This is a genomic window from Ochrobactrum quorumnocens (genome assembly GCF_002278035.1).
Taxonomy (GTDB): domain Bacteria; phylum Pseudomonadota; class Alphaproteobacteria; order Rhizobiales; family Rhizobiaceae; genus Brucella; species Brucella quorumnocens.
Genome location: NZ_CP022604.1, coordinates 694,119 through 719,390, shown reverse-complemented (window position 1 = coordinate 719,390; position 25,272 = coordinate 694,119). Strand labels below are relative to the sequence as shown.

Below are 25,272 nucleotides of genomic sequence, written 5' to 3'. Positions count from 1 at the left end.
TAATTCTCGTGAAAATGCCCTAATTCCAGTGCGTAAGGGGATTTGCTTCGGCATCCCTTGAGAGTCGCATAAGCGTCTCTTTCTGTATTGTGTTTTATTAGAGGACAACATCATGTCTCTCCGTTTTTCGACTTCCTTCCTGTCGGCGATGGCCGTCGTTTCGGGCATCGCAATTACCGCACCTGCCCTTGCTGCTGACTTCGTAGCGCCTCCCGGCTCAGGTCGCACCCAGCCGCGTTCGGAAGTTGGCACCCTCACCTGCGATATTTCGCCTGCAATCGGTGTCATCATCGGTAGCCAGCAGGATGTGGATTGTGTGTTCAGCCCTGTTCACGGTCGTGGCCCAGTTGAACGTTACACCGGCAATATCACTAAGATCGGCGTTGATGTAGGCTTCATCAATGGCGGCACGATTGCATGGGCCGTCTGGGCACCAACCGTTCGCCCTGAAGGCGCATTGAAGGGCCGTTACGTCGGCGCTTCGGCAAATGCCGCGATTGGCATCGGCGCCGGCACCAACATTCTGACCGGTGGCTCGTGGAAGACGATCTCCCTGCAGCCTATCTCGCTTCAGGGTCAGAAAGGTCTCAACGCAGCCGTTGGCCTTTCCAAGCTCAAGCTGAACTACGCAGGCTAATCAACTTGATAAATACAAAAGCCCGCGCCGAGCATTTGTTCGGCGCGGGCTTTTATTATCCAGTGATTTTCTTGACCCAGATCTTGGTGTCGTGAACCGCCAGACCACCATAAGGGGCAGCTGGCTCGGCCCCAATCAGAGTATTAATTCCCTCACCGCGCTCAAATGTGGAATTCGGAAAAATACCCTCCGACACCACCACGCCGCGTTTTTGACCAGCGCGCAGTACGGCATGAAGCACGACTTCACCGCGATGATTGCCGATTTCAATCCGCTCACCATCAGTAATATTAAGATCAGCCGCGTCGTCCGGGTGGATGAGAAGCTCTGGCCTGATTTCCTTGGCAAGCGATGTGGGCGTTTCGGCAAATGTAGAATTTAGGAAATTATGCGCTGGCGATGTTGCAAGGCGGAATGGATGGTCTGCATCCACAGCCTCAATCACATTCCAATAATCTGGAAATTCCGGCATCGACTGATGCGGTCCTTGCAGACCCATGACTTCCGGCGGTTTGTTGGGCGATGGGCTTCCAGTCCAGTCGGGACGGAAGCGGTATTTGCCATCCGGCCAGTTAAAGCCGTTAATGTAATGCGCTTCCTCAAATGGCGGCTGCAAATCGACAAAGCGCTTTTCCTTCAGTTCATCGAAATGCGGGAGATCGCTATTGGCATTCATATTGTCGATCAGCGTGCGCTCATCAAGGTCGAAGCCGGGCAAATGCGCAACGCCTAACCGCTTTGCAAGTTCGTTGATCACAAAGATGTTCGGCTGCGCCTCCGCAAGCGGTTCAATCAACTTGGGCCCAAGCACCACATGCTGCTGACCGCCGCCACGATAAATATCGTCATGTTCAAGGAAGGTCGTAGCAGGCAGAACGACGTCGGCCATCTTGGCCGTATCTGTCATGAACTGCTCATGCACAGCGACAAAAAGGTCTTCGCGAGCAAAACCTTCACGCACCAGACGCTGCTCCGGCGTCACATTCATCGGATTGGTATTCTGGATCAGCATCGCGGTCACTGGTGGACCACCATAAAGCGCTTCGCTATCACCCGTCAGAATGCGCCCGATCTTGGACTGATCGAGGAATCGGATATTCATATCCTGCATCGCGCGACCTTCGATCTCGCGCTTGTCCATCTTGAATATGCCGGAATTGGAATGGAATGCGCCGCCGCCTTCATATAAAAATGCGCCGGTCACACAGGCAATTGATGCAGCTGCGTGCATGTTGACCGCACCATTACGCTGGCGTGTGAAACCATAGCCAAGGCGGAAATAAGTCCGCTTGGTCTTACCCACCAGATGCGCAAACGCCTCAATCTCTTCGACGCTAAGGCCGGTGATTTCAGCTGCCCACTCAGGTGTGCGGGGACCAAGATGTGCTTCCAGCCCCCTGGGGTCGTCGGTGTAGCGATTAAGATAATCCCAGTCGGCAAGACCATCACGGAACAGAACATGCATGACAGCGCAAGCGAAAGCACCGTCGGAACCGGGTTTGAGCACAATGCCCATATCCGCCTGTCGGACGGTGGCATTGGCGTAGATGTCGATGACGACGATCTTGGCACCGCGGTCTTTTCGAGCGCGCACTGCATGGGTCATCACATTGACCTGTGTGGCTGCAGCATTGGTGCCCCAGATGACAACCACATCGGCCTTTGCCATCTCGCGCGGGTCTGGGCCTGTCAGACTTCCGGTTCCGGCAAAATAGCCAGTCCATGCCATATTGGTGCAGAAACTGTCGAACTGGTTCGAGTAACGCTTGGCAAAACGCAGGCGATTGATGGAATCTCGTTGCACCAGCCCCATTGTACCCGCGTAATAATAGGGCCAGACGCTTTCACTGCCATATGTTTCTTCGGCTTTGAGAAAGCGTTCTGCAATCAGATCAAGCGCCGCATCCCATGAGGCCTGCTTCCATTCGCCCTCGCCTTTGCGGCCAGTACGAATGAGCGGATGCTTCAAGCGGTCAGGGTGATGAACACGTTCCGCGTAGCGTGCGACCTTGGCGCAAATCACACCCGCAGTGTAGCTATTATCCTTCGCGCCGCGTACACGGCCAATAGTGCGCTCATCCAGTAGCTCAATATCAAGCGCGCAAGTGGACGGGCAATCATGTGGACAAGCTGAATGTCCGATTTTGATGTTCGATCTGGATGATAGCTGGGTCATAAAGCTTTTTTAGCGCAAGCTCGCTTTGGCAGAAACGAATTTCTGATGGATTGAACCACCTGCGACGAAATAAATTTTCATGAAAGCCGTAAGGTGATAGCACCCAACACAATGAGACCGGCAGCCAGAAAACGTGGCAAGCCGACTTTCTCTTTGAGAATGAATGCAGAAATCAGCACACCAAACAGGATCGCTGTCTCTCGCAAAGCTGCGACTACTGCAATCGGCGCCATTGTCATCGCCCACAGGGCAAGGCCGTATGAGCCCAGTGTCCCTAGCCCTCCAACCAGCGATGGACGCCAGCGGTTACGCACATAGTTTAGAAACCGATCCGGCTCACGATAGAGCGCCCAGCCAGTGAGCGGGAAGGCATTTATCAGAAACAACCACAGCGTATAGGACAAGGTATGGCCCGACGCGCGCACCCCAACGCCATCAATGATGGTATAGGCTGCGATAAAGCCCGCATTGGCTAAAGCAATCAGAGCAGTTTTGCTGGAAGTGCCACCGTTACGACGCCTTGCTTCTAGCGCCATAGCCAGAACGCCCGAACAGATCAGGATTACGCCGATCCAGCTACGCCAGCCCATCACTTCGCCAATCAGTGGCGCGCTGACCAGCGCCACCAACAGGGGCGGCGTTCCGCGCATAATCGGATAGGCTTCGCTCATGTCGCCCGATTTGTAGGCGGCAGCAACCAGCGACATATAAAAGGCCTGCGTGATCGTGGATAGGCCAATAAATATCCAGCTCGACGGATGCGGCAGCGGCAAAAAGGGTAAGAAAAATACAGCGACTAATCCCGCTGCACCAGTAACACTGGCTGCTGCGAAAAACTTGTCGCCACTCCCCTTTACGATAGCATTCCAGCTTGCGTGAAGAAACGCGCCACAAAGGACTATCAGCAGAACACTACCAGACATGCAAAGCTCGACTCAGATGAGAGCGGATGATGACAGTTTTATGTCATATTTAACTGAGCTGGGATATTGCCGAAAGCGACGAGGCATGAAACAAGCGCGAACATGAATTACCGTCACGCCTATCACGCCGGGAACTTTGCTGACGTCGTCAAGCACGTCATCCTTTCCCGCATCGTTGAATATCTCAAGCGCAAGGATCAGGCCTTTCGTGTGATTGATACCCATGCGGGTATCGGTCTTTACGATCTGCGCGGCACTGAAGCTGAGAAAACCGGCGAGTGGACCGGCGGTATCAGTCGTGTGATGGATGCGGTCGAAAAAGGAGAAATTCCACAAGCGGCGATAGAACTGCTTGAGCCTTATCTCGACACAGTTCGTACGGTGAACAAAGGAAATAAGCTCAAGCATTATCCAGGCTCACCGCTCCTGACGAGACACCTGCTGCGCAAGCAGGATCGTCTTTCAGCGATTGAGCTGCACCCGCAAGATGCCAAAAAGCTGGCAAAGCTGTTTGATGGCGATTATCAGGCGCGCGTCATTGAACTTGATGGTTGGCTGTCGCTTGGTGCGCATATGCCGCCCAAGGAAAAGCGTGGGCTTGTGCTTGTTGATCCGCCGTTTGAAATAGAAGGCGAATTCGACCGTCTCGTGGATGGGCTCGTTAAGGCCTACAAGCGCTTCCCCGGTGGAACCTATGCGTTCTGGTATCCGGTGAAGGACCGCAAAGAGACGGAGCGGTTTTCGAAGCGTCTGCGCGAAACAGAGATTCCGAAAATCATGCGGATCGAACTTGCGATTCGCGCGCAGTCACTGGAACCTCGTCTTGATGGCACAGGAATGATTGTCGTGAACCCGCCCTTTACACTGGAAAGTGAGATGCAAATCCTGCTTCCCTGCCTTACCAAGTTGCTTAGCGAAGAAAAGGGGGGCAATTTCAGCATTCAATGGATACGCGGTGAGACGGATCGTACTTGACCGTTTCCAATTGCTGAATGAAACTGCGCCCAGACAAGTTTGGAAAAACGAGCTTCATGCTCGAATTGTGAGACAGGATAGAGACATGCAACGCAAGTTGGATCGCATCGGACAGTTTTCTCGGGCAGCCCTTCTGGCCGCTTCGGTTCTTCCCCTGACGTTCGCTTCCCTGCCCGCAAGCGCCGCTGATTACCTCACATCGGCTCCGGCATCCGTCGGCGATGCCGGTCTTTGCAGCCAGCAAGGCGTTTTGCGCAGTGTCGTTGCTGATTTTGGTTATCAGGTCCGCAATGTTCCGAACCTGCCGCAGGTTGGTATTTCGGCCATGAGCGATGTTCGCCTCACCCGTTATGAACCAAAGAACAATCCAGCTCAGATCGAACGCACCTATTGCAAGGCCACTGCGGTTCTCAGCGATGGTCAGTACCGTTCGGTTTGGTACATGGTAGAAGAAGGACAGGGGTTTGCCGGTGTAGGCCAGAATGTAGAATTCTGCGTTGACGGCTTCGACCGCTGGTTTGTCTACGACGCAAGCTGCCGCGTTCTGCGCTGATCGTGAACATCATGCTGCGCAAACTGGCGGTACTATCAGCCGCCCTTCTTGCCACTTCTTTTACAGCGCTACCCGTAATGGCGCAGGACCGGGGCAATAATCGCCCCGGTGATTTTGATTTTTACGTGCTGTCTCTTTCCTGGTCTCCTAGCTATTGTGCTCTAGAGGGTCCAAGAGCAAACAAGCAGCAATGCAGCACCAGGCGTCCGTTTGGCTTTGTGGTTCATGGCCTTTGGCCGCAAAACGAGTGGGGTTATCCAGCAAATTGTCAGTTTGACAATGTACGCAGCCGTGGCAGCTTTGTTCCCCGCCAGATTGTTTCAAGCGTTTCCGATATCATGCCGTCAACAGGGCTAGTTGCGCACCAGTGGCGCAAGCATGGAAGCTGCTCTGGCCTCTCCCAGAACGATTATTTCGCGACTGTTCGCCAAGCCTATCAGCACGTGAACATTCCGCCGAGCCTCCGGAGTATGGCTGGAAACCGGCGTGTTGATCCGTTACTTGTTGAAAAGGCATTTATTGCGGCAAATCCTGACATGAAGCCTGACGGCGTGTCCATATCCTGCAAGAGCAACTATCTTCAGGAAGTGCGCATCTGCATGACCAAAGACCTCAAATTCCGTGCCTGCGAGCAGGTCAATAACAATGCTTGTCGCAGCCGATCCGTTATGATGCCCGCGGCTCGTTGAAACCGCACTCGCTTTTGTTTCTGCGCATTATCCTGCGCAAAATTGCTTCGCAATTCTGCCAGAAATGCTCTCGATAATTTCTCACTCAGGAATGAATATGACACAGATTCTCTATTCACCCGCCTCGCCGTATAGCGCGAAGGTGCGTATGGCCGCCCATCATGCGGATATTCCATTTGAAAGTGTGGTGGTTACAACCTCTGCAGAACCGGAAACCCTCATCAACGCCAATCCGCTTGGCAAGATTCCGACATTGGTTACGGATGATGGCAAATCGGTTTTCGACAGCCGCGCGATCATGCAGTATTTGAACCGTGTTTCGGGCAGCAAGCTTTTCCCTCGCAATGCTGAAAAGCGCACCGACGCGGAACGTTTTGAAGCGATTGCGGATGGCTTGTCCGATGTTCTGCTCGCGCATGTTTATGAACGCCGTATGCGTCCGGAAGAAAAAGTGCACCAGCCATGGCTTGATCTGCAATGGCGTAAGGCGGAACGCGCACTCGATCTTTTGAATGAAGCTCCGCCTCGCCTTGCTGGCAAGCTTCATGGCGGACATCTGGCTGTGGCAGCCACGTTGGGTTACTTAAGCCTGCGCTTTGAAGGCAAATGGGAGCGTGGTCGCCCAAAACTTAAGCGCTGGATGAAGCGCTTTGAAGAACTGCATCCGGAACTTTCGAAGCTCCTGCCCCACGGTTAAAAATTCAGACAATAAAATTTGCGCAATAAAAAACCGGGCAGGAAACTGCCCGGTTTTTCTGTCCAATTACGAAGTAATTAGAACTTGTAGCCAACGCCAACGCGGATATCGTGGGTGTCGAGCTTGTTACGGACCGATTCAGTACCGAGATCGTATGTCTTGTTACCGAACTGAGTGTAACGGTATTCAACGCGACCAAGGATGTTTTCGGTCAGCTTAGCTTCCAGACCGGCACCAGCAGTCCAACCAACGCGGAACTTGCTTTCGTCTTCAATGCCGTTGTCGAGCTTAACCTGCGAACCAGCAACACCAGCGGTGATGTAAGGCATAACTGGGTTCAGGTCGTAACCAAGACGGCCACGGAGCGAGCCTTCAAAGCCCTGCTTGGCTTCCAGACCGTTCTTGGACTTCTTTGCCCAGGAATAACCTGCATCACCTTCAACACCGTATACGAACTGGTCCTGCTGGAAGTTCCAGCCGGCGTATGCGCCAGCCTTCATATCATCAGGCTTGATAGCGCCGTCAGTGTTGGTCTTTACCTTGTTCCAGCCGTAGCCGAGGTACAGACCGGTGTAACCACCAGCCCAGCTGGACTGTGGAGCCATTTCAACAGGAGCTGGAACAGGAGGTTGTTCCATGATGGCGTCAGCTGCGAAAGCAGTTGCAGAGAACGGCAGCAGCGCAGCCGAGGCGATTACAAGAGACTTAAGAGTGCGCATAGCATTCTCCTTACTTAAAATTACCTTTAGCGCGGTCCCTTATCGGGCGGACAGCATATTGGGGAGTGAACCGCCCATGCCGCGCTGACAGGACAGACATATCGAGGGTAAATGCGGCACGATCTGCCCCCTTCTGTGGAGAGAACCTGACGAGAAGGTGGCAAAATTGCGATGTTGCATTCTCGCAACGCTCCCACCGCACACCTATATAGGAACAAGCGGCATTTCATTTTATTGAACTGAAAGAGCTTGATCCAATTGAAGCCACTGAATTTGCTATGTTTTTGTCAGTAGTGAACAACACGCCTTTTAAATTTAGCTGTATTTTTTCCAACAAGATGGCATGAAATGAAGCGATGAATCACGATAAGAAAGTGTTTACCCTGTTGGAAAATCCGGAACCCAACCTGCTTGCAAATTGCCCTGTTCTGGTGACGGGCGGCGCTCGTCGCATAGGAAAGGCCATTGTCGAAGACTTGGCTGCCCATGGCTTTCCGGTGGCTATTCACTGCAACCGTTCTTTCGATGAAGGTGAGGTGCTTGCGGCCCAAATCGTTGAAAATGGCGGTGTAGCCTGTGTTTTACAGGCTGATCTGTCAGACGAAAACGACGTGCGTGGCTTGCTCCAGCAGGCAGCTGACCAGCTCGGACCGATTCGTTTGCTCATTAACAACGCCTCGCTGTTTGAAGATGATCGCGTTGGTGATCTGGATATGCAGCTTTGGGATCGTCATTTTGCGATTCATTTGAAAACGCCGGTGATTCTTGCCGAAGCAATGGCGAAAGCTCTGCCCGACGATGCAGAGGGCCTCATTATAAACATCATCGACCAGCGGGTCTGGAAACTGAACCCGCAGTTCTTTTCTTACACGCTTTCAAAGACCGCCCTATGGAATGCCACAAAGACACTTGCGCAAACGCTGGCACCGCGCATTCGGGTCAATGCTATTGCCCCTGGTCCTACTTTGCCGAGCGAGCGTCAGAATGCAGACGACTTTGAACTACAGGTTAGCCATTTGCCTTTGCAACGCGCGCCCGATCTGTCGGAATTTGGACGCACTGTTCGATATTTCTGGGAAAGCCGTTCAGTGACTGGCCAGATGATTGCCCTTGATGGTGGGCAGCATCTGGCATGGGAGACCCCAGATATTGCAGGAATTAAGGAATGACCGGACCACGCAAGACCAATGATGATGCCATTTCACACCTGCCGTCGGATGACGAGCAGGATGTGGCTGGCATTATTATGGGCGATGCAGAATCTGATGACGATGATGACGCAATCGAAGATGTGCCAGCCGTTGCCTCGGCTGCCGATTCCATTCAGTGGGATTCGTCAGATGGCTTGCCGGATACTAAAGGTCTGAGCGGCGCCGATATTATCAATGCCTTCGTCAAACGCTTGCCGAATAACCCGGGCGTCTATCGCATGTTCAACAGCGATGGCGACGTGCTTTATGTCGGCAAGGCACGCAGCCTGAAGAAGCGTGTATCCAATTATGCGCGCGGCGTTGGTCATTCGAACCGTATCACCCGGATGATCAGTGAGACGGCGACGATGGAATTTGTGGTCACGCGCACCGAAACCGAAGCGCTGCTGCTTGAGGCTAATCTTATCAAGCGTTTGCGGCCGCGTTTTAACGTGCTGTTGCGCGACGATAAATCGTTCCCCTATATTCTATTAAGCGGCAATCACCGTGCGCCCGGCATTTTCAAACATCGCGGCGCGCGTACGCGCAAAGGCGAATATTTTGGCCCATTTGCTTCCGCAGGCGCCGTTGGCCGCACGATCAACGCGCTTCAGCGCGCATTTCTGCTGCGCACCTGCACAGATTCGGTTTTCGAAACACGAACGCGCCCTTGCCTGCTTTATCAAATCAAACGTTGTTCAGGTCCATGCACCCATGAAGTCAGTGATGAGGATTATGCCGAGCTGGTAGCGGAAGCCAAAGCCTTCTTGTCTGGTAAAAGCCAAACCGTAAAGGATCATCTTGCGGCAGCAATGCAGGCGGCCTCTGCCGAGCTCGATTTCGAACATGCTGCGGTTTATCGTGACCGCCTCTCGGCTCTTTCCCATGTACAATCGCATCAGGGCATCAACCCTCAGACGGTTGAAGAGGCCGATGTCTTTGCTATCCATCAGGAAGGTGGCATGACCTGTATTCAGGTCTTCTTCTTCCGCACTGGACAGAACTGGGGTAACCGCGCTTATTTTCCAAAAGCCGACACTTCGCTCGGGCCTGCTGAAGTGCTTGGCGCGTTCCTTTCGCAGTTCTACGATGACAAACCCTGCCCGAAGCTGGTTCTACTCTCCGAAAGCGTTGAAGAACAATCGCTTATCGCTGAAGCGTTATCTTCGCGTGCGAGCCATCGCGTGCACGTCAATGTTCCGCAACGCGGAGAAAAGAAAGAACTGGTCGATCATGCTCTGACCAATGCGCGCGAAGCGCTGGGGCGGCGGCTTGCAGAAACCTCCTCGCAGGCACGCCTTCTGAAAGGCCTGGCGGAAACCTTTGGCCTTCCACATACACCGCGACGCATCGAGGTCTATGATAACTCGCATATCATGGGCACGAACGCGGTGGGTGGTATGATCGTTGCTGGGCCGGAAGGCTTCGTCAAGAATCAGTATCGTAAGTTCAATATCAAATCGACTGACATCACACCCGGCGATGACTTTGGCATGATGCGCGAAGTGATCGAGCGACGGTTTTCGCGGCTCGTCAAGGAACATGGTGAACCGGAGCCTGTCACGGGCACGGAAAACCTGGAAGCTGTCAACGATGCCTTCCCGGCATGGCCCGATGTTATTCTCATTGACGGTGGTCAAGGTCAGGTCGGAGCGGTCCGTCAGATACTTGGCGAGTTAGGCATAAGCCAGTTGGTGACTGCCATCGGCATTGCCAAGGGTGTGGACCGCGAAGCAGGACGCGAGCGCTTTTTTGTCGAAGGTAAACAAGCTTTTACGCTGCCGCCGCGTGATCCGGTTCTCTACTTCATCCAGCGTATGCGCGATGAAGCACATCGGTTCGCCATCGGCACGCATCGGGCACGACGCAAGAAGGAAATGGTTGCTAATCCGCTGGATGAAATTTCGGGAATCGGCCCAACGCGCAAGCGTGCACTTCTCCATCATTTCGGCACGGCAAAAGCCGTATCCAGAGCAGCAATTGAGGATCTGATGCAGATCGATGGTATATCGGAGGCCATGGCAAAGACCATTCACGACCATTTTCATGACCGATGACGTAATTTTGTCCGGGTTTGGGCAACTAATCCTGTAAGGGCGTCATTACGTCCCGGCAGAACAGACGCGCAGGTGTTGATTTTCTCTGTCATCCCTGATGATGTGCACCAACAACGAATGCGGCGGTACAATGCGGAAAAATCACACTCTCTCTTTACCCAACATTCTGACTTATGTGAGAATTCTTGCGGTGCCTCTGGTTGCTTTATGCTTCTTTGTTGAAGGCCGTCTTCATTCCAGTGATTTTGCTCGTTGGAGCGCGTTGGGAATTTTTGTTTTTGCGAGCATTACAGATTTTTTTGACGGATATTTAGCGCGTGCTTGGAAACAAACCTCCACGATAGGACGTATGCTCGATCCAATTGCTGACAAGCTCTTGGTTTCCACCTGTCTTCTGTTGCTCGCGGCCGATCCAGCAAAGACAATTGCTGGCTGGAGCCTTTGGGCTGCGATCATTATCCTTTGCCGCGAAATTCTTGTATCGGGCTTGCGTGAATATCTCGCCGAGTTGAAGGTCAGTGTTCCGGTTTCGCAACTTGCCAAGTGGAAAACCACAGCACAGATGGTTGCATTGGCGTTTCTGCTCGCTGGCCCTGCAGGGGAAAAAATCCTGCCTTACACAACCGAAATTGGCATTGGTCTGCTGTGGATTTCAGCCATCCTGACGCTTTACACCGGATGGGACTATTTTCGCGCAGGCCTCAAACACGTGATGGATTGATCGTCGTGCGCGTAAATCTAGTCTATTTCGCCTGGGTGCGTGAAAAAATCGGAAAGGGAGAGGAAGTAATCGAGCTTCCTTCCGAAAAGATCACTGTTGGTGAGCTTATCGCTCACCTCAAAAGCCTTGGCGATGAATATGAAGCGGCTTTTGAGCATGAGAGTGTCATTCGTGCCGCGATCAATCAGGAACATGCCGAACATGACGAACTCGTCAGAGACGGCAACGAAGTGGCGCTTTTTCCACCTATGACAGGTGGCTGATATGGCCTGTATATGACGAGCCAATCGACCTGTCCTCTTTTCATCAGCGTCAGCGATGCCGACTTCGACATCGCGGAAGAAATCCGCAAGCTTGGTGACGGTCGCAAGGATATTGGCGCCATCGTCAGCTTCACCGGTCTTTGCCGCGATGAAGGCGGCAAACTTTCCGCACTTGAGCTGGAACATTATCCCGGAATGGCAGAAGCCGAAGTTCTGCGTATAGCTCGTGACGCCATTAGCCGCTGGCCATTGTCTGGAGTTTCCATCATTCACCGTTTTGGGCTGATTAAACCAGGTGAAAATATCGTTCTCGTTGTCACTGCCTCAGCCCATCGTCAGGCCGCTTTTGAGGCCGCATCATTTCTGATGGACTTCATGAAAACGGGAGCCCCATTCTGGAAGCGCGAACATCTGGTTGATGGCGGAATCGGCGTCTGGGTAGAATCAAAAACCGAAGACGAGCAAAGCCGGGGACGCTGGTAGAAGACTTGAAACCCCTCACCTTTTGTGGGCAAGTTGTCGCAGGTAAAACTGTTTTTTACATGGAAAGAATTTCACTGACCCTGTTTAATCACGAATTAACTATTTAAGCCCCTAAAATATAGGGTATTTTGGATAGTGCGATGTCGCACCGCCACAATTTTCACATGAAGCAGCGTTTATTGTCTGCCTTATGAATCATGATGTTTACGGGCATAGGATCACTGACCCATTCGATGGATTGTCAGCACCACCGAAAACACAGAGTAAGAAATGCGGGGAACGGAAGTTTCGGATTTGGCAATGCTAAAAGGACTTACGAAAACTCTTTCAATCGTGGCAGCTCTCGCTGCGGGCATAGGCGTGCTCGGGGGAGCGGCCATGTTTTTCACAACGTCCATGCCAACTGCCAGTATCGCAGCTGACAAGACTATTAGTGGTAAGGTTGTTTACCGTGAGCGCATCGCTCTGCCGCCTGAAGCGCACCTCATCGTGCAGCTCAATGATGTTTCCCTCGCGGATGCGCCTTCCAAGACTATTGGAGAAACACGGATCGAGGCTCCACAGGGGTCACCTATCCCTTTTGCCATCAATTTCGATACAGACGGTATTGAGCCGCAGCACACCTATGCTTTGCAGGCGCGTATCGTTGCCGGTGACACGCTTTGGTTTGTGAGCGACGAACGTTACACTATCGACCCAAAGAACCCTGATGAGCCCGTTGAGCTGAAGGTCGTCATGGTTCGCAAGAGTGCCGATGAAGCCGTAACGATTGGCATCGAAGGCAAGGACTGGCTCGCTGAAGACATTCAGGGTGGCGGCGTCATTGATACCGCGCAAACAACGCTACTGGTGGACTCTGACGGCACTGTCAGCGGTTCGGGTGGTTGCAATCGCTTTATGAGCAAAGCAGTGATCTCAGGAAGCAGCATCTCGTTTGCCGAAATCGGCTCAACCTATATGCAGTGCCCACCTGCGCTGATGAATCAGGAACGCAAGTTCCTCGATGTTCTCGGCAAAACGCGCTCATACAAGATGGATGCGGGGAAACTCGTTCTGATCGATGAGGGCGGCGACGAGCTGGCAAGACTTGCCCAGAGTCTCTAATTCCTTCAAATTTAATAAGACGAACAAAAAAGCCCGGTCTCGCAACCGGGCTTTTTTATTTATCCTATCAGCAATTAGCCGACGATTTCGGTGCCGGAGAACCAGTAAGCGATTTCTTCAGCTGCAGTTTCAGGAGCGTCCGAACCGTGAACCGAGTTTTCGCCGATCGACAGAGCAAATTCCTTACGGATGGTGCCTGCGTCTGCGTTTGCTGGGTTGGTTGCACCCATAACTTCGCGATTCTTCAAGATGGCGTTTTCGCCTTCGAGAACCTGAACGATTGTTGGGCCAGACGACATGGATTCAACCAGCTCACCAAAGAAAGGACGTTCTTTATGAACAGCGTAGAAGCCTTCAGCTTCACGGGTGCTCATCCAAACGCGCTTAGAAGCAACAACACGCAGACCAGCTTCTTCGAGCTTGGAGGTGATAGCACCAGTCAGGTTGCGGCGGGTCGCATCAGGCTTGATCATGGAGAAGGTACGTTCGATTGCCATTATGACACCTTGTATGATGGAAATTAGAAAAGTGAGGCTCTATAGCGTTGATAGCCCCGATTGCCAAGGGGGAGCCCCTTCACCAACTCTCTTATCAGCTTGAGACGGCAGGAAATTGACTGCATAGATGTGTAAATTCGATTCAGATGCGGGGCAGTCATGGAACAGCACTTTCAAATGTTCGCCTATTACAATCGATGGGCGAATGAATTGCTCTATTCAGCAGCCGCTGATTTAAGCGATGCTGAATACCGGCTGGATCTGGGACTATTCTTCGGGTCAGTGCACCGCACCTTCAATCATTTGCTGGTCACGGATCGCATCTGGATGAAACGCTTTACCGGTGAAGGCGATCACCCAAACCTGCTCGATGCTATTATCACTGACGATTTCATCACGCTCCGCGACATGCGACGCGCAGAAGATGAGCGCATCTGCAAGTATGTTGAAGGTATGAATGCGGAACAGCTCGCCGGTCGTTTTACCTATATGACGGCAACCAATGTTCGTACGATCAGCCAACGGGTTGCACCAGCCCTTTCCCATCTCTTCAACCACCAGACACACCATCGCGGACAAATCCACGCGGCATTGACGCGGCTCAGCGCTGATGCACCTTCCTTGGATCTCATTCAGTTTCAGCGCACCGAAGCAGGCCGCCGCTTCGCCTGATAGTTGATAGTCGATACTTGCGGAAATTTCCGAAGCCGTGCAAAAGCCTTTCCACCATGCTTATTCTTGACGACATCTCCGTACGTATCGCCGGGCGCCTTTTGATCGACCACGCCAGTGTAACACTGCCAGCGGGATCGAAGACAGGTTTTGTCGGGCGTAACGGAACCGGAAAATCCACCCTGTTCCGCGTTATCACCGGCGACCTTGCGTCTGAAACCGGCAGCATTTCGCTGCCGAGAAACACGCGCATTGGCCAGGTGGCCCAGGAAGCCCCCGGCACCGAAGACGCGCTGATCGAAATCGTCATGAAAGCGGACAAGGAACGCGCAGCTCTTCTTGAAGAAGCTGAGACGGCAACTGATCCGCATCGCATTGCCGAAATCCATACACGCCTTGCCGATATTAACGCGCATTCCGCAGAAGCACGAGCAGGTGCAATCCTGTCAGGTCTCGGTTTCAATGCTGAGGCACAGCGCAGGCCCGCGTCGGCCTTCTCCGGCGGCTGGCGGATGCGTGTGGCTTTGGCCGCAGTGCTGTTTGCTGAACCTGATTTGCTGTTGCTCGATGAGCCTACCAATTATCTCGATCTGGAAGGTGTTCTGTGGCTTGTCGATTATGTGAAGCGTTATCCGCACACTGTCATCATCATCAGCCATGATCGTGACCTGCTGAACTCGGCCACATCATCGATCATGCATCTTGACCAGAAGAAGATCAGCTTCTGGCGCGGCAACTATGATCAGTTTGAGCGGCAACGCCATGAAATGCTGGAGCTTCAGCAAAAGGCACATGCCAAGCAGGAAGCGCATCGCAAGCATATGGAATCCTTCGTGGAGCGATTCCGGGCTAAGGCCACCAAGGCCCGTCAGGCGCAGTCGCGCATGAAGGCCTTGGAGAAGTTGAAACCCATTGAGCTTTACGTTGAAAGCAATGTGCAGCCGTTCCGCTTTCCCGACGCGGACAAAAAGACAGCATCGCCAGTCATCGCACTTGATAATGCAGATGTCGGTTATGTGCCGGGGAAACCAGTGCTGCGCAATGTCACGTTACGCATCGACAATGACGATCGCATTGCGCTGCTCGGCTCCAATGGCAACGGTAAGTCGACTCTTGCCAAACTGATTGCCGGACGTTTACAGCCAGAAAAAGGGAATTTGACCCTTTCTCCCAATCTAAAGGTCGCGTTCTTCGCACAGCATCAGATGGACGATTTGGTCCCTGAAGATAATGCGATTGAGCATGTGCGCAAACTCATGCCGGGCGAGTTGGAAGCCAAAGTACGTGCGCGCGTGGCTCAGATGGGGCTTTCAACCGAGAAAATGCTCACACCTGCCAGAGACCTATCCGGTGGCGAAAAGGCACGTCTTTTGATGGGCCTTGCGACTTTTCATGGTCCAAACCTGCTGATCCTCGACGAGCCGACCAACCACCTGGACATCGATAGCCGTGAAGAGCTTGTGCATGCGCTCAATGCGTTTAATGGCGCGGTGATCCTCATCGCCCACGACCGCCACCTGATCGAAGCAACCATGGACCGCCTGTGGCTTGTGCGCGAAGGTGGTGTAAAAGCATTCGATGGCGACCTTGACGAGTATCGTCAGATTGTTCTGGCCGATGCGAAGGGCGAACAGCTTTCTGAGCGTGACGAAGGTCCAAAAGTCAACAAGGCGGAGCAGCGTAAGCTCGCAGCCCAGAAGCGCGAAACATTGGCCCCCTTGCTCAAAAAGATCAAGGAAACCGAGAGCTTGATGCAGAAACTGCAGAAACAGATTCAGGGCTTCACTTCACAACTGGAAGATCCCGCTCTTTATGAAAAGGAACCGCAGAAAGCGATCCGGATCAACAAAGAGATGAGCGATGCAAAATCAGCTCTCGCAAATGCGGAAGACAAATGGCTGGAAATGTTTTCTGAATACGAAGAGGCAATGGCTGAGTAGAAATCCTATACATCGTGCTTTGTGCGCCAAAGAGGGCGCATGGAGTTCTAAAGCATGTCGCGCTCAAATGGATTCATTTGAGCGCCCGCGAACATGCGACAGCTAAAAGAATCTAGAGCGAGCGCTATGGGTGCGATCAAACGCGACACGCTCTAGGGTCCAGACTCAATTGAGCCACCATGTGACGATGGCAGCGATATAGCATGTGGCTGTAAAGTTCAGCATGAGCTTGTCATATCGTGTCGCGACCCTCCTCCAGTCCTTGAGGCGGCAAAAGGTGCGTTCGATGATGTTTCGGCGGCGGTAGGCAATTGGGTTGAAAGGTTTGATCCGCTTACGGGTCGGATTATTTGGAATGACCGGTTCAGTGCCGCGAGCTTTGAGAAAATCGCGTAACGCGTTGCTATCGTAAGCCGTATCGGCAGCGCACAGGTTGCTTGGCGGCAGTGGCTCAAGCAGTGGGATGGCAATGGGAGCGTCACCGCGCTGCCCAGGGGTTATTCTCAGTGCGACTGGGCGGCCACAACCATCGACAACAGCATGTATTTTTGTCGATCTGCCGCCTCGCGATCGACCGATGGCTTGAGCTTCCGCCCCCCTTTTCCGCCAGCAGCAGATCGGTGCGCCTTTGCGGTGGTGCTGTCGATCATGTGAATGTCGCGATTGGTCGTCTGCACCAGTGCTTCGAATAGTTGCCGCCATATGCCTTTGGCAGACCAACGATGGAAACGATTGTAGATGGTTGTCGAGGGACCGTAGACAGCGGGGCAATCCTGCCACCGACAGCCAGTGCGCAGCACATGGATGATGCCGCTAATCACCCGGCGGTCGTCAGTTCGATGCGCGCCGGGTTGGTTCGTTGGAAGCAAAGGAGCGATCACTGCCCATTGCCGATCATCAAGCCAGAATTCTCCTGCCATGCTCCAAAACTCCCGTTATCAGGAGAGTGAATCATGAAGAAGTAATTTGATCAAATGTTTAATTGGGTTTGGAGCCTAGAGGCTTCACAGCTAGAGCATTTCCTGTTTAAGATGAATCGTTAGAAATGCGTCTCACTATTTGTTTTTACGCATGTCTTTATCCCAAAACCGGTTCCCACTTTTGGGAGACATGCTCTAATCAACCCGCCGACGAATGCGTGTACGCATCAGCGCGTAGACGCCGAGCACACCGAGGATGAGACCAATCGTTGTATAGGTCTCATCCGCTTCTTCAGCGCCTCGCCTCAAAACAAGATCGATTTTCGACAGTTGCAGGCCGTCCGTGTTCCCCTGAACGGCTCGAAAGGCATAAGTGCCGGATAAAACAGGGTCTATATCGCCCGCACTCTGACGCAATACACTGCCATCCTGAGGACGATCCGTATTGATTGAACTGCTTGTGGATGCGAAATCGAGACCTTGCGACAGCACCGGCATGCCATTGCGGCTAACAGCAAGCGTTACAGCTGAACGACGCTCAGCTGGCACATAGCCCGGCAATGGCACAGCATCGAGAAAAATACGCACCGGCGCGTCGCTTGCCGAAAGCGGGATTTCCTGTGTGATAAATCCACTCTGGCGGCTTTCAAGGATCGGCCAGCGACCGATCTCATGACCCGTGAAATGGCGCACATACCAAGGATAACCAAGTGCGAGACCGAAGCCCGCAACAATCATTGCGACGAAAATGGCACGCATCAGGCTTTGCGCTCCCAACGACGATCTGTTGTCTGTTGCCAGTAAGTCAAATCGTGGTTCTCCGTCTTAAAGGCTTTCCACTGAGCCCGTGCATGGTCCAGCTGATCCTGATCATGCCCATCGAACATAACGACAAGACGCTCATAATCCCCTGCCTGCTCAAGTGCTGCACCTTCCACCAAAAAGCGAACCGTCGCTCCATTGGGATTGGCGTCAGACGTCGTCAGCAATACTGGCTGCTGCTCAGGATGCGGTTCCTTATCGGTGCCATGTGCGACGAAGGATGTGTCGGAAAAGGTCCACAGCAGGCTATCGAGAGCATCGCGCCGTTCATCACTTACCGCCTGTATAGTCACGCGCCAACCGCGCCCAAGCGAACGCTCGACGAGCCCCGGCAGAGCTTCATCCAGTGTCGATTCTGTGAGGTGGTAAAAGAGAATTTCAGCCATGCGCTCTCTTTAAAGCATTCGTTGGGGCGAAGAAAGTGATTCACTTTTTCGCCCCAACATGTTGTTCCTGAATCAGATTCAGTTTTCGAAGTTATCGCGAACGAGGCGGTCGAGAAGTCGAACGCCATAGCCCGAAGCCCATGACTGGCTATATTCGTTTGTTGGTGAACCCATGGCTGTACCAGCGACATCAAGATGCGCCCAAGGTGTGTCACCCACGAAGCGCTTAAGGAACTGCGCCGCCGTGATCGAACCTGCATAGCGACCCGAGCTGTTTTTCATGTCGGCAAATTTGGAATCGATCATCTTGTCGTATTCCTTGCCCAGCGGCATGCGCCACAACTTTTCACCCGTTGCCTGACCTGCGTCGTAAAGCTGGTCTGCAAGCTCGTCATCGTTCGAGAACAAACCTGCGTGATGTGTGCCGAGCGCCACCATGATAGCGCCAGTCAGGGTTGCAAGGTTGATCATGAACTTCGGTTTGAAGCGATCATTGGTGTAGTAGAGTGCATCGGCCAGCACGAGGCGGCCTTCGGCATCGGTGTTGATGACTTCAATAGTCTGGCCAGACATCGATGTCACGATATCACCCGGACGCTGTGCATTGCCATCAGGCATGTTTTCAACAAGACCGATCACGCCGATTGCGTTGACCTTGGCTTTACGGCCCGCAAGGGCGCGCATCAGACCTGTAACGGCTGCAGCGCCGCCCATGTCACCCTTCATTTCCTCCATGCCAGCAGCAGGCTTGATCGAGATACCGCCAGTATCGAACACCACGCCCTTACCGACAAAAGCGACAGGCTTTTCTTTGGCCTTGGCACCCTGCCACTCCATGATGACGAGACGCGGTGGACGAACGGACCCTTGCGAAACGCCCAGAAGCGAGCCCATGCCGAGCTTCTTCATTTCTTTTTCGCCGAGAACTTCGACTTTCACACCAAGTTTCTCTAGCTTTTCTGCCTCTTCAGCAAACTCGACAGGGCCGAGAATATTGGCTGGCTCATTAACAAGATCACGCGCCTTCAGCACGCCATCAGCCACAGCCTCAGCAGCTTCAAGAGCTCTTTTGGCACTGTGTACATCGGCAGTGTGAATATTGATCTTAGCTGCGTGTTTCGGCTCGCCGTTCTCTTCGTTCTTGCGCGTCTTGTAGCGATTGAACTCGTATGAACGCAGAATCATTCCCAGAGCCACGTCGCCTGCTTCGTCGCCAGCAATCGTGGTTTCAGGGAGAGCAAGTGTCACCGTTACGCGTTCGGACTTACCGATTCGCGAGAATGCCGCACCACCGATCTTGATCCAGTCGTCATTGCCAAGTTCTCCGGGCTCACCCACACCAACCAGTACGATCTTATCTACGCCACCGTTGGAAGTTTCAATTGCTTCTGCAGTTTTACCCAAAGCACCCGAAAAGCCCGAGATTTCGGCTATGCGCGCAATCTTTTCAGCTCCACCAACTGCCAGCCCCGCTTCTTCTGCAAAGCCTCCACCCTTGGTAACCAGAACGATGCTTACGCCTTTTTGAGGTGCTGAAAATTCACTGAAAGAAATAGAAGGACGTTTCGACATAACAACTCCAAACAGAGGCCAGACAATGAGATGACACGATTGTGTCGCGACTTTTCCTTACTCATGTGAGACGAATATGGCGAAACGGCAAGTCCGCCGCATCATGAAAATCAGTTTTGCGTTAACTTCGGTGACAACTTGCCAAGCTCCGTTTCCGTCCCCACCTATGTTCAGCAAAAACAGGTTGCAACAGTCGGCTCTCTCCATTTAGAGAAGCTTGCGCTAGCTTCGGCTGGAAATCTTTAGTAATCTGTTAACCAAATTTCTTCGGCTAATTTTAGCCAAGTGCAATTAGACTGAATATTCATTTACGAGCATTGTTTCTTTAGGGACAGGCTCCTTCAACGGAACCGGGATGTAAACTCCGCCTATGAAATTGATTGAGTTGTACATCCTGCGCCGCGTGGCGATCATGTTCTTTGCGGTGCTAGGCGCCGCAGTGGGCATCACGTGGACTGTGCAGGTGCTGCAACGTGTCGACTTCCTCACCACAAGCGGTCAGTCCATTCAGACTATTATCCAGTTCAGTTCCCTCCTGATCCCTTCTGCAATTCCTTTGGTCATGCCATTTGCGCTAATCATTGCAATTACGCAGACGCTCTCGACGATGAATCAGGATTCCGAGCTGGTGGTTATCAACGCATCTGGTGCGCCGCGTAGCGCAGTAATGCGTCCGATACTTATGCTTGCAGCCATTATCTCGGTGGTTTCCTTTCTGGTCGCCAACTATGTCGATCCATATGCCCGCATGAACATGCGTGCAATGATCGCCAATGCGAGTGCGGATTTGCTCAATGTCGTTGTGCAGGAAGGCAGCTTTCGCAAACTCGCGGATAATCTCTATATCCAGATCGCCGAGCGCCGTGCCGATGGCAGCATCGGCGGGTTATTCATAGCCGATTCCCGCGACCCTTCGCTTGACCTGATTTATTATGCAGCCGATGGCAACATCGCGAGCACGCCAGCGGGTGACATGCTGCTGATGAAAGACGGCGAAGTTCAGCGTCGCGATGTTTCAGACGGCACCGTTTCAATCATCAAGTTCAATTCCTATGCGTTCGATCTCAGCCAGTTTACCTCTGCTGGCGATGATTTTGTCATCTACGCTAAAGATCGACCGCTGAATTATCTGCTCAATCCAGACCCGAATGATCCGATTTTGCAAACGCGACCTTTGCGCTATAAGGCAGAATTGCATCGTCGCTTGACGGAATGGCTCTATCCGGTTGTTTTTGCGATGATTGCGCTAGCCTTTGCCGGCGATTCCCGGTCTCATCGTGAAGCGCGTGTCTCCGCATCATTCTCAGCAATCAGCACAGCGCTGCTCGTCTATTGGGCCGGTTATTTTTCTGCCGATCGCGCCGATAAGGACGAAACCTATATAGTCATCATGTATCTCATTCCGCTCAGTGTGATCCTGCTCGCTGGCTATGCCCTCGTCACAGGTCGACGCATCGGAATTCCCGACAAATGGAATGACCGCATTCTCGACGGCCTCGATCGTCTGAGGATTCGTGTGTCTGGCACATATAACCGTTTGCTTGGAAGATTCCGCGGAGATGCTGGAGGTCGCGCATGATCGGCTGGACGCTTGGGCGCTATTTCTTTGCACGCTATGTACAGATCACATTCTATTTTCTGTTCGGCATTTTTGCGCTGGCGCTCCTTCTCGATTTTACGGAAAACGCCAGTAAGCTCGCAAACCTGCCCGGCTATACCGTATGGGCCGCACTTGGCATTTCTGCCATGCGCGTTCCATTCATCATGCAGCAGATGATTCCCTTCGTCGCCTTGTTCTCGGCAATGGCGACACTCATTTCGCTCAATCGCAAGTATGAGCTGGTCGTTGCGCGCTCTGTCGGCGTTTCTGCGTGGCAATTCTTGTTGCCTGCTTGCTTCGGCGCATTGCTGTTCGGTCTGGCAACGATCTTTATTCTTAATCCTTTTGCCGCCTATGGCTTTTCTAAAGCCGACGAGATCGCTTCCAACTGGAAAAACGGTAAGGTGACAGATGTTTCTGCACTGCGTGATCCTTGGTTGCGCCAAAAAACCGATGAGGGCGAAACTATCATCGGGGCCAAAAGCATTCTTGATCGTGGCGCAACACTTGCTGATGCCACGTTCATCCAGTTCGATGACAAAAAGAAGATCAAGGACCGTTATGACGCTCGCACCGCGAAACTTATGGATGGTCATTGGGAACTAACTGACGTCACACGATTCTCGCGTGGTGAGGAACCGCGCAAACTGGAGAGCTTCAACATTCCAACGCAGTTGCGTCCGGAATATGTGGAAGAAAAGCTCGCCTCCCCTGATACAATTCCGTTCACGCAGCTCCGTCACAAGATCGAAGTTGCGCGTTCTTTTGGCTATTCGGCAAACGCATTTGATATGCAATACCAGTCACTTCTGGCATTGCCTGCATTGCTGATGGCCATGACTCTCATTGCTGCAACAGTGTCCCTGAAATTTGTGCGTTTTGGTCAGTCTGGCGCGATGATTCTGGGTGGTGTTGTTGCTGGCTTCATGCTTTATGTCGTTTCGGTGCTGGTGAAGGCATTCGGGAATGCGGGATTCGTTCCGCCATTCGTCGCTGCTTGGGTTCCAGTTATTATTGCAACATTCTTTGGTATCTCCTTTTTGTTGCATAAGGAGGATGGTTAGTGGGTTTGAGTAACGCCCGCATGGTGCTGCCCCATTTGTTCTCGCGTCTTGCTCGCGGGTCTGCCTTGGCGTGCGCCCTTGCTATACCTTTCATTTCAGTTGCAATTATCCCTACGCAGGTTCAGGCGCAGGATGCTCTTGGAGCTGATTACAAGAGTGATCCCAATGCGCGTATGCTTCTGCAGGCGGATGAGCTTGTCTATGATCGCGATGTGAACGTTGTTACCGCTCAAGGTAAAGTTCGTATCGAGTATGATGGCAATCGCCTCGTTGCGGATCAAGTGACATATAATCAACAGACCCGTCGCATGACCGCCACCGGGAATGTCGAAATTGTCGAACGCGACGGCAACAAGATTTACTCCGATCACCTTGATGTGACGGATAGTTTCCGCGACGGCTTTGTAAATGGTCTGCGCGTTGAGACGACGGACAACACGCGCTTTGCAGCGGAAAGTGCCGAGCGTAGCAATGGTGAGATCACCACCTTTAACAATGGTGTCTACACTGCTTGTCAGGCTTGCGAAAAAGATCCCGATAAGCCAGTTCTCTGGCAGATCAAGGCACGAAAGATCATCTGGAACAGTGCGACCAAAACCGTGCGTTTCGAGCGCGGTAAGTTTGAGCTTTTCGGTATGCCATTGGCCTATTTTCCAGCTTTCGAAATGGCTGACCCGACCGTCAAGCGCAAAAGCGGCTTCCTGTTTCCAGGCTTCGCCTACAAGGACGATCTTGGTTTTGGCATCAAGAATTCGTACTTCTGGGCTCTCGCTCCAAATTACGATCTGACGCTTTCAACGACTGCTTACACGAAGCAAGGCTTCCTGACGCAGGCTGAATGGCGCCATCGCCTTGAAAACGGCAGCTATAATCTGCAGATCGCTGGTATTCATCAGATGAAACCTGGCGAGTTCGACGCCGACACTCTTGATCGCGGCGAAGATAACCGGGGCATGGTGGCATCGAAGGGTGACTTTGATATCAATTCGCGCTGGAAATTCGGCTGGGACGTTATGGCTCAGACTGATCGCAATTTCAGCCGTACCTATAACCTCGAAGGCTATAATGCGCAGACGCAGGTTTCGAAGATCTATCTGACGGGCATCAATAACCGGAACTATTTCGATCTCAACTTCTATCGCTTCAATGTGCAGGAATCGTATCCGCTTACGAGCACATATAAAGATGCAGAAATGCATTCGAAGCAGCCTTGGGTTTTCCCAAGTCTCGATTACTCCTACACATTGCCTGATCCGGTCTATGGCGGTGAACTGAACATCACTACCAATGCGCAGGTTCTGTATCGTCAGAATGCGAATAGTACGAGCGCGTACATTAACGTTCTGGAAAACGGAAACTGGGTTCAAAAACCTAACCCTTACCCGCGAATTCCTGGCTTTAGCGGCACGAATGCTCGGTTCACAACTGAGGCTGAGTGGAAGCGCACATTTATCACGCCAGCAGGCTTGGTAATTACGCCGCTTTTGGCCCTGCGCGGCGATGCTATCAGCGCAAATTCCAACTTTGATCCTGCTGTCGCCGGTTATACGGATGCTGTGGTTCGGTCTGAAGCGTTGCGGGCAATGGCAACGGCAGGTCTTGAATTGCGTTGGCCGATCCTGTTTTCGACCACCAGCTCGACGCATATTCTTGAGCCAATTGCGCAGATCTATATGCGCAATAATGAACGTTATGCTGGCCAGCTTCCAAACGAAGACGCTCAGAGCTTCGTATTCGATGCGACCAACCTGTTCTCGCGCGACAAGTTTTCGGGGTATGACCGCGTCGAAGGCGGCACTCGCGCCAATCTCGGCCTGCGTTACTCCGGTAATTTCAGCAATAGTGACTGGGGCCTTTATGCGCTTGCTGGACAATCGTTCCAGCTCGGCGGCGTGAACTCCTTCGGTACAAGCGATTTTGTGAATGTCGGCGCTGATTCAGGCCTGCAGGACGCTCGTTCTGACTATGTTGCCATGATTGGCACATCCAATTCGACAGGTCTTGCACTTGCTGCACGTGGACGGTTTGACAAAGAAAGCCTAGATGTCCGCCGCGGTGAACTTGAAGTGCAACAGAGCTGGCAGAAGTTGTCCGTTTCGGCGCAATATGCCTATATTGCACCGCAGCCAGCCTATGGATATGCCGATCTCAGACAAGAAGTCACGGGTGCAGCTACTGCACGTCTTGATGCAAATTGGCGTGTTTTCGGCTCGGGAACTTATGATCTCGTATCAGATACACTAGTTCGGGCATCGTCTGGCCTTGCCTATGATGACGAGTGTTTCACTTACTCGATGGCTTACGTTCAGACCCGCAATCCGGGAGAGGATAAAGCATCGCATAGTGTAGGTTTCAATATATCGTTCCGAACGCTTGGCGACATCGGCAGCGGTGCTCAAACCTTCTAAACTTACAAAGAGCGGAAACAATTGACCTTGTTTCCGCTCTTTCCTTTTATGCGTCGACATTGCTGCTGATATTCAAATAACGCTTAGGTTTTTATCGATTTTATTCAGTTTAGTGCCTGCTATAACCTCGCAAAATGCTAAAGGGTCATTGTTTCGCCGCTTTGGCTCCTCTATACAGGCATCATAATATGATTGGCTTCTGAT

At 52.5% G+C, this 25,272-nt stretch carries 23 protein-coding genes and 1 pseudogene; 16 read left to right on the top strand and 8 right to left on the bottom strand.

Going from position 1 to position 25,272, the window contains the following annotated elements; genetic code table 11:
• The first annotated feature begins 112 nt into the window (after positions 1–112).
• Complete coding sequence (locus tag CES85_RS12900) at positions 113–637, top strand: DUF992 domain-containing protein (RefSeq protein WP_095446357.1); 525 nt, start codon at positions 113–115, stop codon at positions 635–637.
• 55 nt (positions 638–692) lie between these two features.
• Here the strand turns inward: CES85_RS12900 and CES85_RS12895 are convergent, their stop codons facing one another.
• Together CES85_RS12895 and CES85_RS12890 are read right to left on the bottom strand one after the other, a co-directional pair.
• Positions 693–2,813 (bottom strand): molybdopterin oxidoreductase family protein, encoded by a 2,121-nt coding sequence (locus tag CES85_RS12895; RefSeq protein WP_095446356.1) that lies wholly within the window; start codon positions 2,811–2,813, stop codon positions 693–695.
• A gap of 77 nt (positions 2,814–2,890) precedes the next feature.
• Positions 2,891–3,736 (bottom strand): DMT family transporter, encoded by an 846-nt coding sequence (locus CES85_RS12890; RefSeq protein WP_095446355.1) that lies wholly within the window; start codon positions 3,734–3,736, stop codon positions 2,891–2,893.
• A 102-nt stretch (positions 3,737–3,838) separates the two neighbouring features.
• Between CES85_RS12890 and CES85_RS12885 the strand changes: the two genes are divergently transcribed.
• The 4 genes from CES85_RS12885 to CES85_RS12870 all read left to right on the top strand — a co-directional run bounded on the left by CES85_RS12885 (position 3,839) and on the right by CES85_RS12870 (position 6,650).
• A complete protein-coding gene (locus CES85_RS12885) occupies positions 3,839–4,711 on the top strand; it encodes a 23S rRNA (adenine(2030)-N(6))-methyltransferase RlmJ (protein WP_095446354.1) in 873 nt (290 codons plus the stop codon).
• Positions 4,712–4,796: 85 nt separating this feature from the next.
• Positions 4,797–5,264 carry a hypothetical protein gene (locus tag CES85_RS12880; RefSeq protein ID WP_095446353.1) on the top strand — a complete coding sequence of 156 codons (468 nt, stop codon included), beginning with the start codon at positions 4,797–4,799 and terminating at the stop codon, positions 5,262–5,264.
• 11 nt (positions 5,265–5,275) lie between these two features.
• Positions 5,276–5,953, top strand: coding sequence for a ribonuclease T2 family protein (locus tag CES85_RS12875; protein ID WP_095446352.1), 678 nt, complete (start codon positions 5,276–5,278; stop codon positions 5,951–5,953).
• A gap of 97 nt (positions 5,954–6,050) precedes the next feature.
• Positions 6,051–6,650 (top strand): glutathione S-transferase, encoded by a 600-nt coding sequence (locus CES85_RS12870; RefSeq protein ID WP_095446351.1) that lies wholly within the window; start codon positions 6,051–6,053, stop codon positions 6,648–6,650.
• Between the two features lie 77 nt (positions 6,651–6,727).
• Here the strand turns inward: CES85_RS12870 and omp25 are convergent, their stop codons facing one another.
• Positions 6,728–7,369, bottom strand: coding sequence for an outer membrane protein Omp25 (gene omp25 / locus CES85_RS12865; protein WP_095446350.1), 642 nt, complete (start codon positions 7,367–7,369; stop codon positions 6,728–6,730).
• 356 nt (positions 7,370–7,725) lie between these two features.
• On the opposite strand from omp25, the gene CES85_RS12860 reads away from it, so the two are divergent.
• The 6 genes from CES85_RS12860 (at position 7,726) to CES85_RS12835 (ending at position 13,187) form a co-directional block, all read left to right on the top strand.
• A complete protein-coding gene (locus CES85_RS12860; protein ID WP_095446349.1) occupies positions 7,726–8,538 on the top strand; it encodes an SDR family oxidoreductase in 813 nt (270 codons plus the stop codon).
• A complete protein-coding gene (gene uvrC / locus CES85_RS12855; RefSeq protein WP_095446348.1) occupies positions 8,535–10,616 on the top strand; it encodes an excinuclease ABC subunit UvrC in 2,082 nt (693 codons plus the stop codon). The genes CES85_RS12860 and uvrC overlap by 4 nt, the downstream gene beginning before the upstream one ends.
• 130 nt (positions 10,617–10,746) lie before the next feature.
• Positions 10,747–11,337, top strand: coding sequence for a CDP-diacylglycerol--glycerol-3-phosphate 3-phosphatidyltransferase (gene pgsA / locus CES85_RS12850; protein ID WP_094577449.1), 591 nt, complete (start codon positions 10,747–10,749; stop codon positions 11,335–11,337).
• A 5-nt stretch (positions 11,338–11,342) separates the two neighbouring features.
• On the top strand, positions 11,343–11,600 hold the full coding sequence (gene moaD / locus CES85_RS12845) for a molybdopterin converting factor subunit 1 (protein WP_095447865.1): 258 nt from the start codon (positions 11,343–11,345) through the stop codon (positions 11,598–11,600).
• A gap of 12 nt (positions 11,601–11,612) precedes the next feature.
• Entirely contained in the window at positions 11,613–12,083 is a 471-nt protein-coding gene (locus tag CES85_RS12840; RefSeq protein WP_095446347.1) for a molybdenum cofactor biosynthesis protein MoaE, read from the top strand.
• A 300-nt stretch (positions 12,084–12,383) separates the two neighbouring features.
• Positions 12,384–13,187, top strand: a complete 804-nt coding sequence (locus tag CES85_RS12835) for a YbaY family lipoprotein (RefSeq protein WP_095446346.1) — start codon at positions 12,384–12,386, stop codon at positions 13,185–13,187.
• A gap of 74 nt (positions 13,188–13,261) precedes the next feature.
• On the opposite strand, the gene ndk is transcribed toward CES85_RS12835, so the two are convergent.
• Positions 13,262–13,684, bottom strand: coding sequence for a nucleoside-diphosphate kinase (gene ndk, locus CES85_RS12830; RefSeq protein ID WP_095446345.1), 423 nt, complete (start codon positions 13,682–13,684; stop codon positions 13,262–13,264).
• A gap of 159 nt (positions 13,685–13,843) precedes the next feature.
• Between ndk and CES85_RS12825 the strand changes: the two genes are divergently transcribed.
• Positions 13,844–14,356 carry a DinB family protein gene (locus CES85_RS12825; RefSeq protein WP_095446344.1) on the top strand — a complete coding sequence of 171 codons (513 nt, stop codon included), beginning with the start codon at positions 13,844–13,846 and terminating at the stop codon, positions 14,354–14,356.
• Positions 14,357–14,412: 56 nt separating this feature from the next.
• Complete coding sequence (locus tag CES85_RS12820; RefSeq protein ID WP_095446343.1) at positions 14,413–16,296, top strand: ABC-F family ATP-binding cassette domain-containing protein; 1,884 nt, start codon at positions 14,413–14,415, stop codon at positions 16,294–16,296.
• A gap of 234 nt (positions 16,297–16,530) precedes the next feature.
• Here CES85_RS12820 and CES85_RS12815 read toward each other — a convergent pair.
• From CES85_RS12815 to CES85_RS12800, 4 genes and pseudogenes are all read right to left on the bottom strand, one after another.
• Positions 16,531–17,216: pseudogene (locus CES85_RS12815) on the bottom strand (IS5 family transposase); the annotation flags it as partial.
• 195 nt (positions 17,217–17,411) lie between these two features.
• Positions 17,412–17,975, bottom strand: coding sequence for a type IV secretion system effector BspB (bspB, locus tag CES85_RS12810; protein ID WP_095446342.1), 564 nt, complete (start codon positions 17,973–17,975; stop codon positions 17,412–17,414).
• Positions 17,975–18,424 carry a DNA polymerase III subunit chi gene (locus CES85_RS12805; RefSeq protein ID WP_095446341.1) on the bottom strand — a complete coding sequence of 150 codons (450 nt, stop codon included), beginning with the start codon at positions 18,422–18,424 and terminating at the stop codon, positions 17,975–17,977. Before CES85_RS12805 ends, bspB begins: the two co-directional genes overlap by 1 nt.
• A 78-nt stretch (positions 18,425–18,502) precedes the next feature.
• Positions 18,503–19,996 (bottom strand): leucyl aminopeptidase, encoded by a 1,494-nt coding sequence (locus CES85_RS12800; RefSeq protein WP_095446340.1) that lies wholly within the window; start codon positions 19,994–19,996, stop codon positions 18,503–18,505.
• A gap of 370 nt (positions 19,997–20,366) precedes the next feature.
• Between CES85_RS12800 and lptF the strand changes: the two genes are divergently transcribed.
• From lptF to CES85_RS12785, 3 genes are read left to right on the top strand one after another with little or no spacing between them, the layout of a single operon-like run.
• Positions 20,367–21,575 carry an LPS export ABC transporter permease LptF gene (gene lptF, locus CES85_RS12795; RefSeq protein WP_095446339.1) on the top strand — a complete coding sequence of 403 codons (1,209 nt, stop codon included), beginning with the start codon at positions 20,367–20,369 and terminating at the stop codon, positions 21,573–21,575.
• Entirely contained in the window at positions 21,572–22,660 is a 1,089-nt protein-coding gene (gene lptG, locus CES85_RS12790) for an LPS export ABC transporter permease LptG (protein WP_095446338.1), read from the top strand. The genes lptF and lptG overlap by 4 nt, the downstream gene beginning before the upstream one ends.
• A gap of 20 nt (positions 22,661–22,680) precedes the next feature.
• Complete coding sequence (locus tag CES85_RS12785; protein WP_095446337.1) at positions 22,681–25,068, top strand: LPS-assembly protein LptD; 2,388 nt, start codon at positions 22,681–22,683, stop codon at positions 25,066–25,068.
• The last annotated feature ends 204 nt before the right edge of the window (positions 25,069–25,272 follow it).

What these genes read in the sequence shown, in the direction of transcription:
- CES85_RS12900 (WP_095446357.1), top strand. Translation starts at nt 113, where the DNA reads ATGTCTCTCCGTTTTTCGACTTCCTTCCTGTCGGCGATGGCCGTCGTT.
- CES85_RS12895 (WP_095446356.1), bottom strand. Translation starts at nt 2,813, where the DNA reads ATGACCCAGCTATCATCCAGATCGAACATCAAAATCGGACATTCAGCT.
- CES85_RS12890 (WP_095446355.1), bottom strand. Translation starts at nt 3,736, where the DNA reads ATGTCTGGTAGTGTTCTGCTGATAGTCCTTTGTGGCGCGTTTCTTCAC.
- CES85_RS12885 (WP_095446354.1), top strand. Translation starts at nt 3,839, where the DNA reads ATGAATTACCGTCACGCCTATCACGCCGGGAACTTTGCTGACGTCGTC.
- CES85_RS12880 (WP_095446353.1), top strand. Translation starts at nt 4,797, where the DNA reads ATGCAACGCAAGTTGGATCGCATCGGACAGTTTTCTCGGGCAGCCCTT.
- CES85_RS12875 (WP_095446352.1), top strand. Translation starts at nt 5,276, where the DNA reads ATGCTGCGCAAACTGGCGGTACTATCAGCCGCCCTTCTTGCCACTTCT.
- CES85_RS12870 (WP_095446351.1), top strand. Translation starts at nt 6,051, where the DNA reads ATGACACAGATTCTCTATTCACCCGCCTCGCCGTATAGCGCGAAGGTG.
- omp25 (WP_095446350.1), bottom strand. Translation starts at nt 7,369, where the DNA reads ATGCGCACTCTTAAGTCTCTTGTAATCGCCTCGGCTGCGCTGCTGCCG.
- CES85_RS12860 (WP_095446349.1), top strand. Translation starts at nt 7,726, where the DNA reads ATGAATCACGATAAGAAAGTGTTTACCCTGTTGGAAAATCCGGAACCC.
- uvrC (WP_095446348.1), top strand. Translation starts at nt 8,535, where the DNA reads ATGACCGGACCACGCAAGACCAATGATGATGCCATTTCACACCTGCCG.
- pgsA (WP_094577449.1), top strand. Translation starts at nt 10,747, where the DNA reads ATGCGGAAAAATCACACTCTCTCTTTACCCAACATTCTGACTTATGTG.
- CES85_RS12840 (WP_095446347.1), top strand. Translation starts at nt 11,613, where the DNA reads ATGACGAGCCAATCGACCTGTCCTCTTTTCATCAGCGTCAGCGATGCC.
- CES85_RS12835 (WP_095446346.1), top strand. Translation starts at nt 12,384, where the DNA reads ATGCTAAAAGGACTTACGAAAACTCTTTCAATCGTGGCAGCTCTCGCT.
- ndk (WP_095446345.1), bottom strand. Translation starts at nt 13,684, where the DNA reads ATGGCAATCGAACGTACCTTCTCCATGATCAAGCCTGATGCGACCCGC.
- CES85_RS12825 (WP_095446344.1), top strand. Translation starts at nt 13,844, where the DNA reads ATGGAACAGCACTTTCAAATGTTCGCCTATTACAATCGATGGGCGAAT.
- CES85_RS12820 (WP_095446343.1), top strand. Translation starts at nt 14,413, where the DNA reads ATGCTTATTCTTGACGACATCTCCGTACGTATCGCCGGGCGCCTTTTG.
- bspB (WP_095446342.1), bottom strand. Translation starts at nt 17,975, where the DNA reads ATGCGTGCCATTTTCGTCGCAATGATTGTTGCGGGCTTCGGTCTCGCA.
- CES85_RS12805 (WP_095446341.1), bottom strand. Translation starts at nt 18,424, where the DNA reads ATGGCTGAAATTCTCTTTTACCACCTCACAGAATCGACACTGGATGAA.
- CES85_RS12800 (WP_095446340.1), bottom strand. Translation starts at nt 19,996, where the DNA reads ATGTCGAAACGTCCTTCTATTTCTTTCAGTGAATTTTCAGCACCTCAA.
- lptF (WP_095446339.1), top strand. Translation starts at nt 20,367, where the DNA reads ATGAAATTGATTGAGTTGTACATCCTGCGCCGCGTGGCGATCATGTTC.
- lptG (WP_095446338.1), top strand. Translation starts at nt 21,572, where the DNA reads ATGATCGGCTGGACGCTTGGGCGCTATTTCTTTGCACGCTATGTACAG.
- CES85_RS12785 (WP_095446337.1), top strand. Translation starts at nt 22,681, where the DNA reads ATGGTGCTGCCCCATTTGTTCTCGCGTCTTGCTCGCGGGTCTGCCTTG.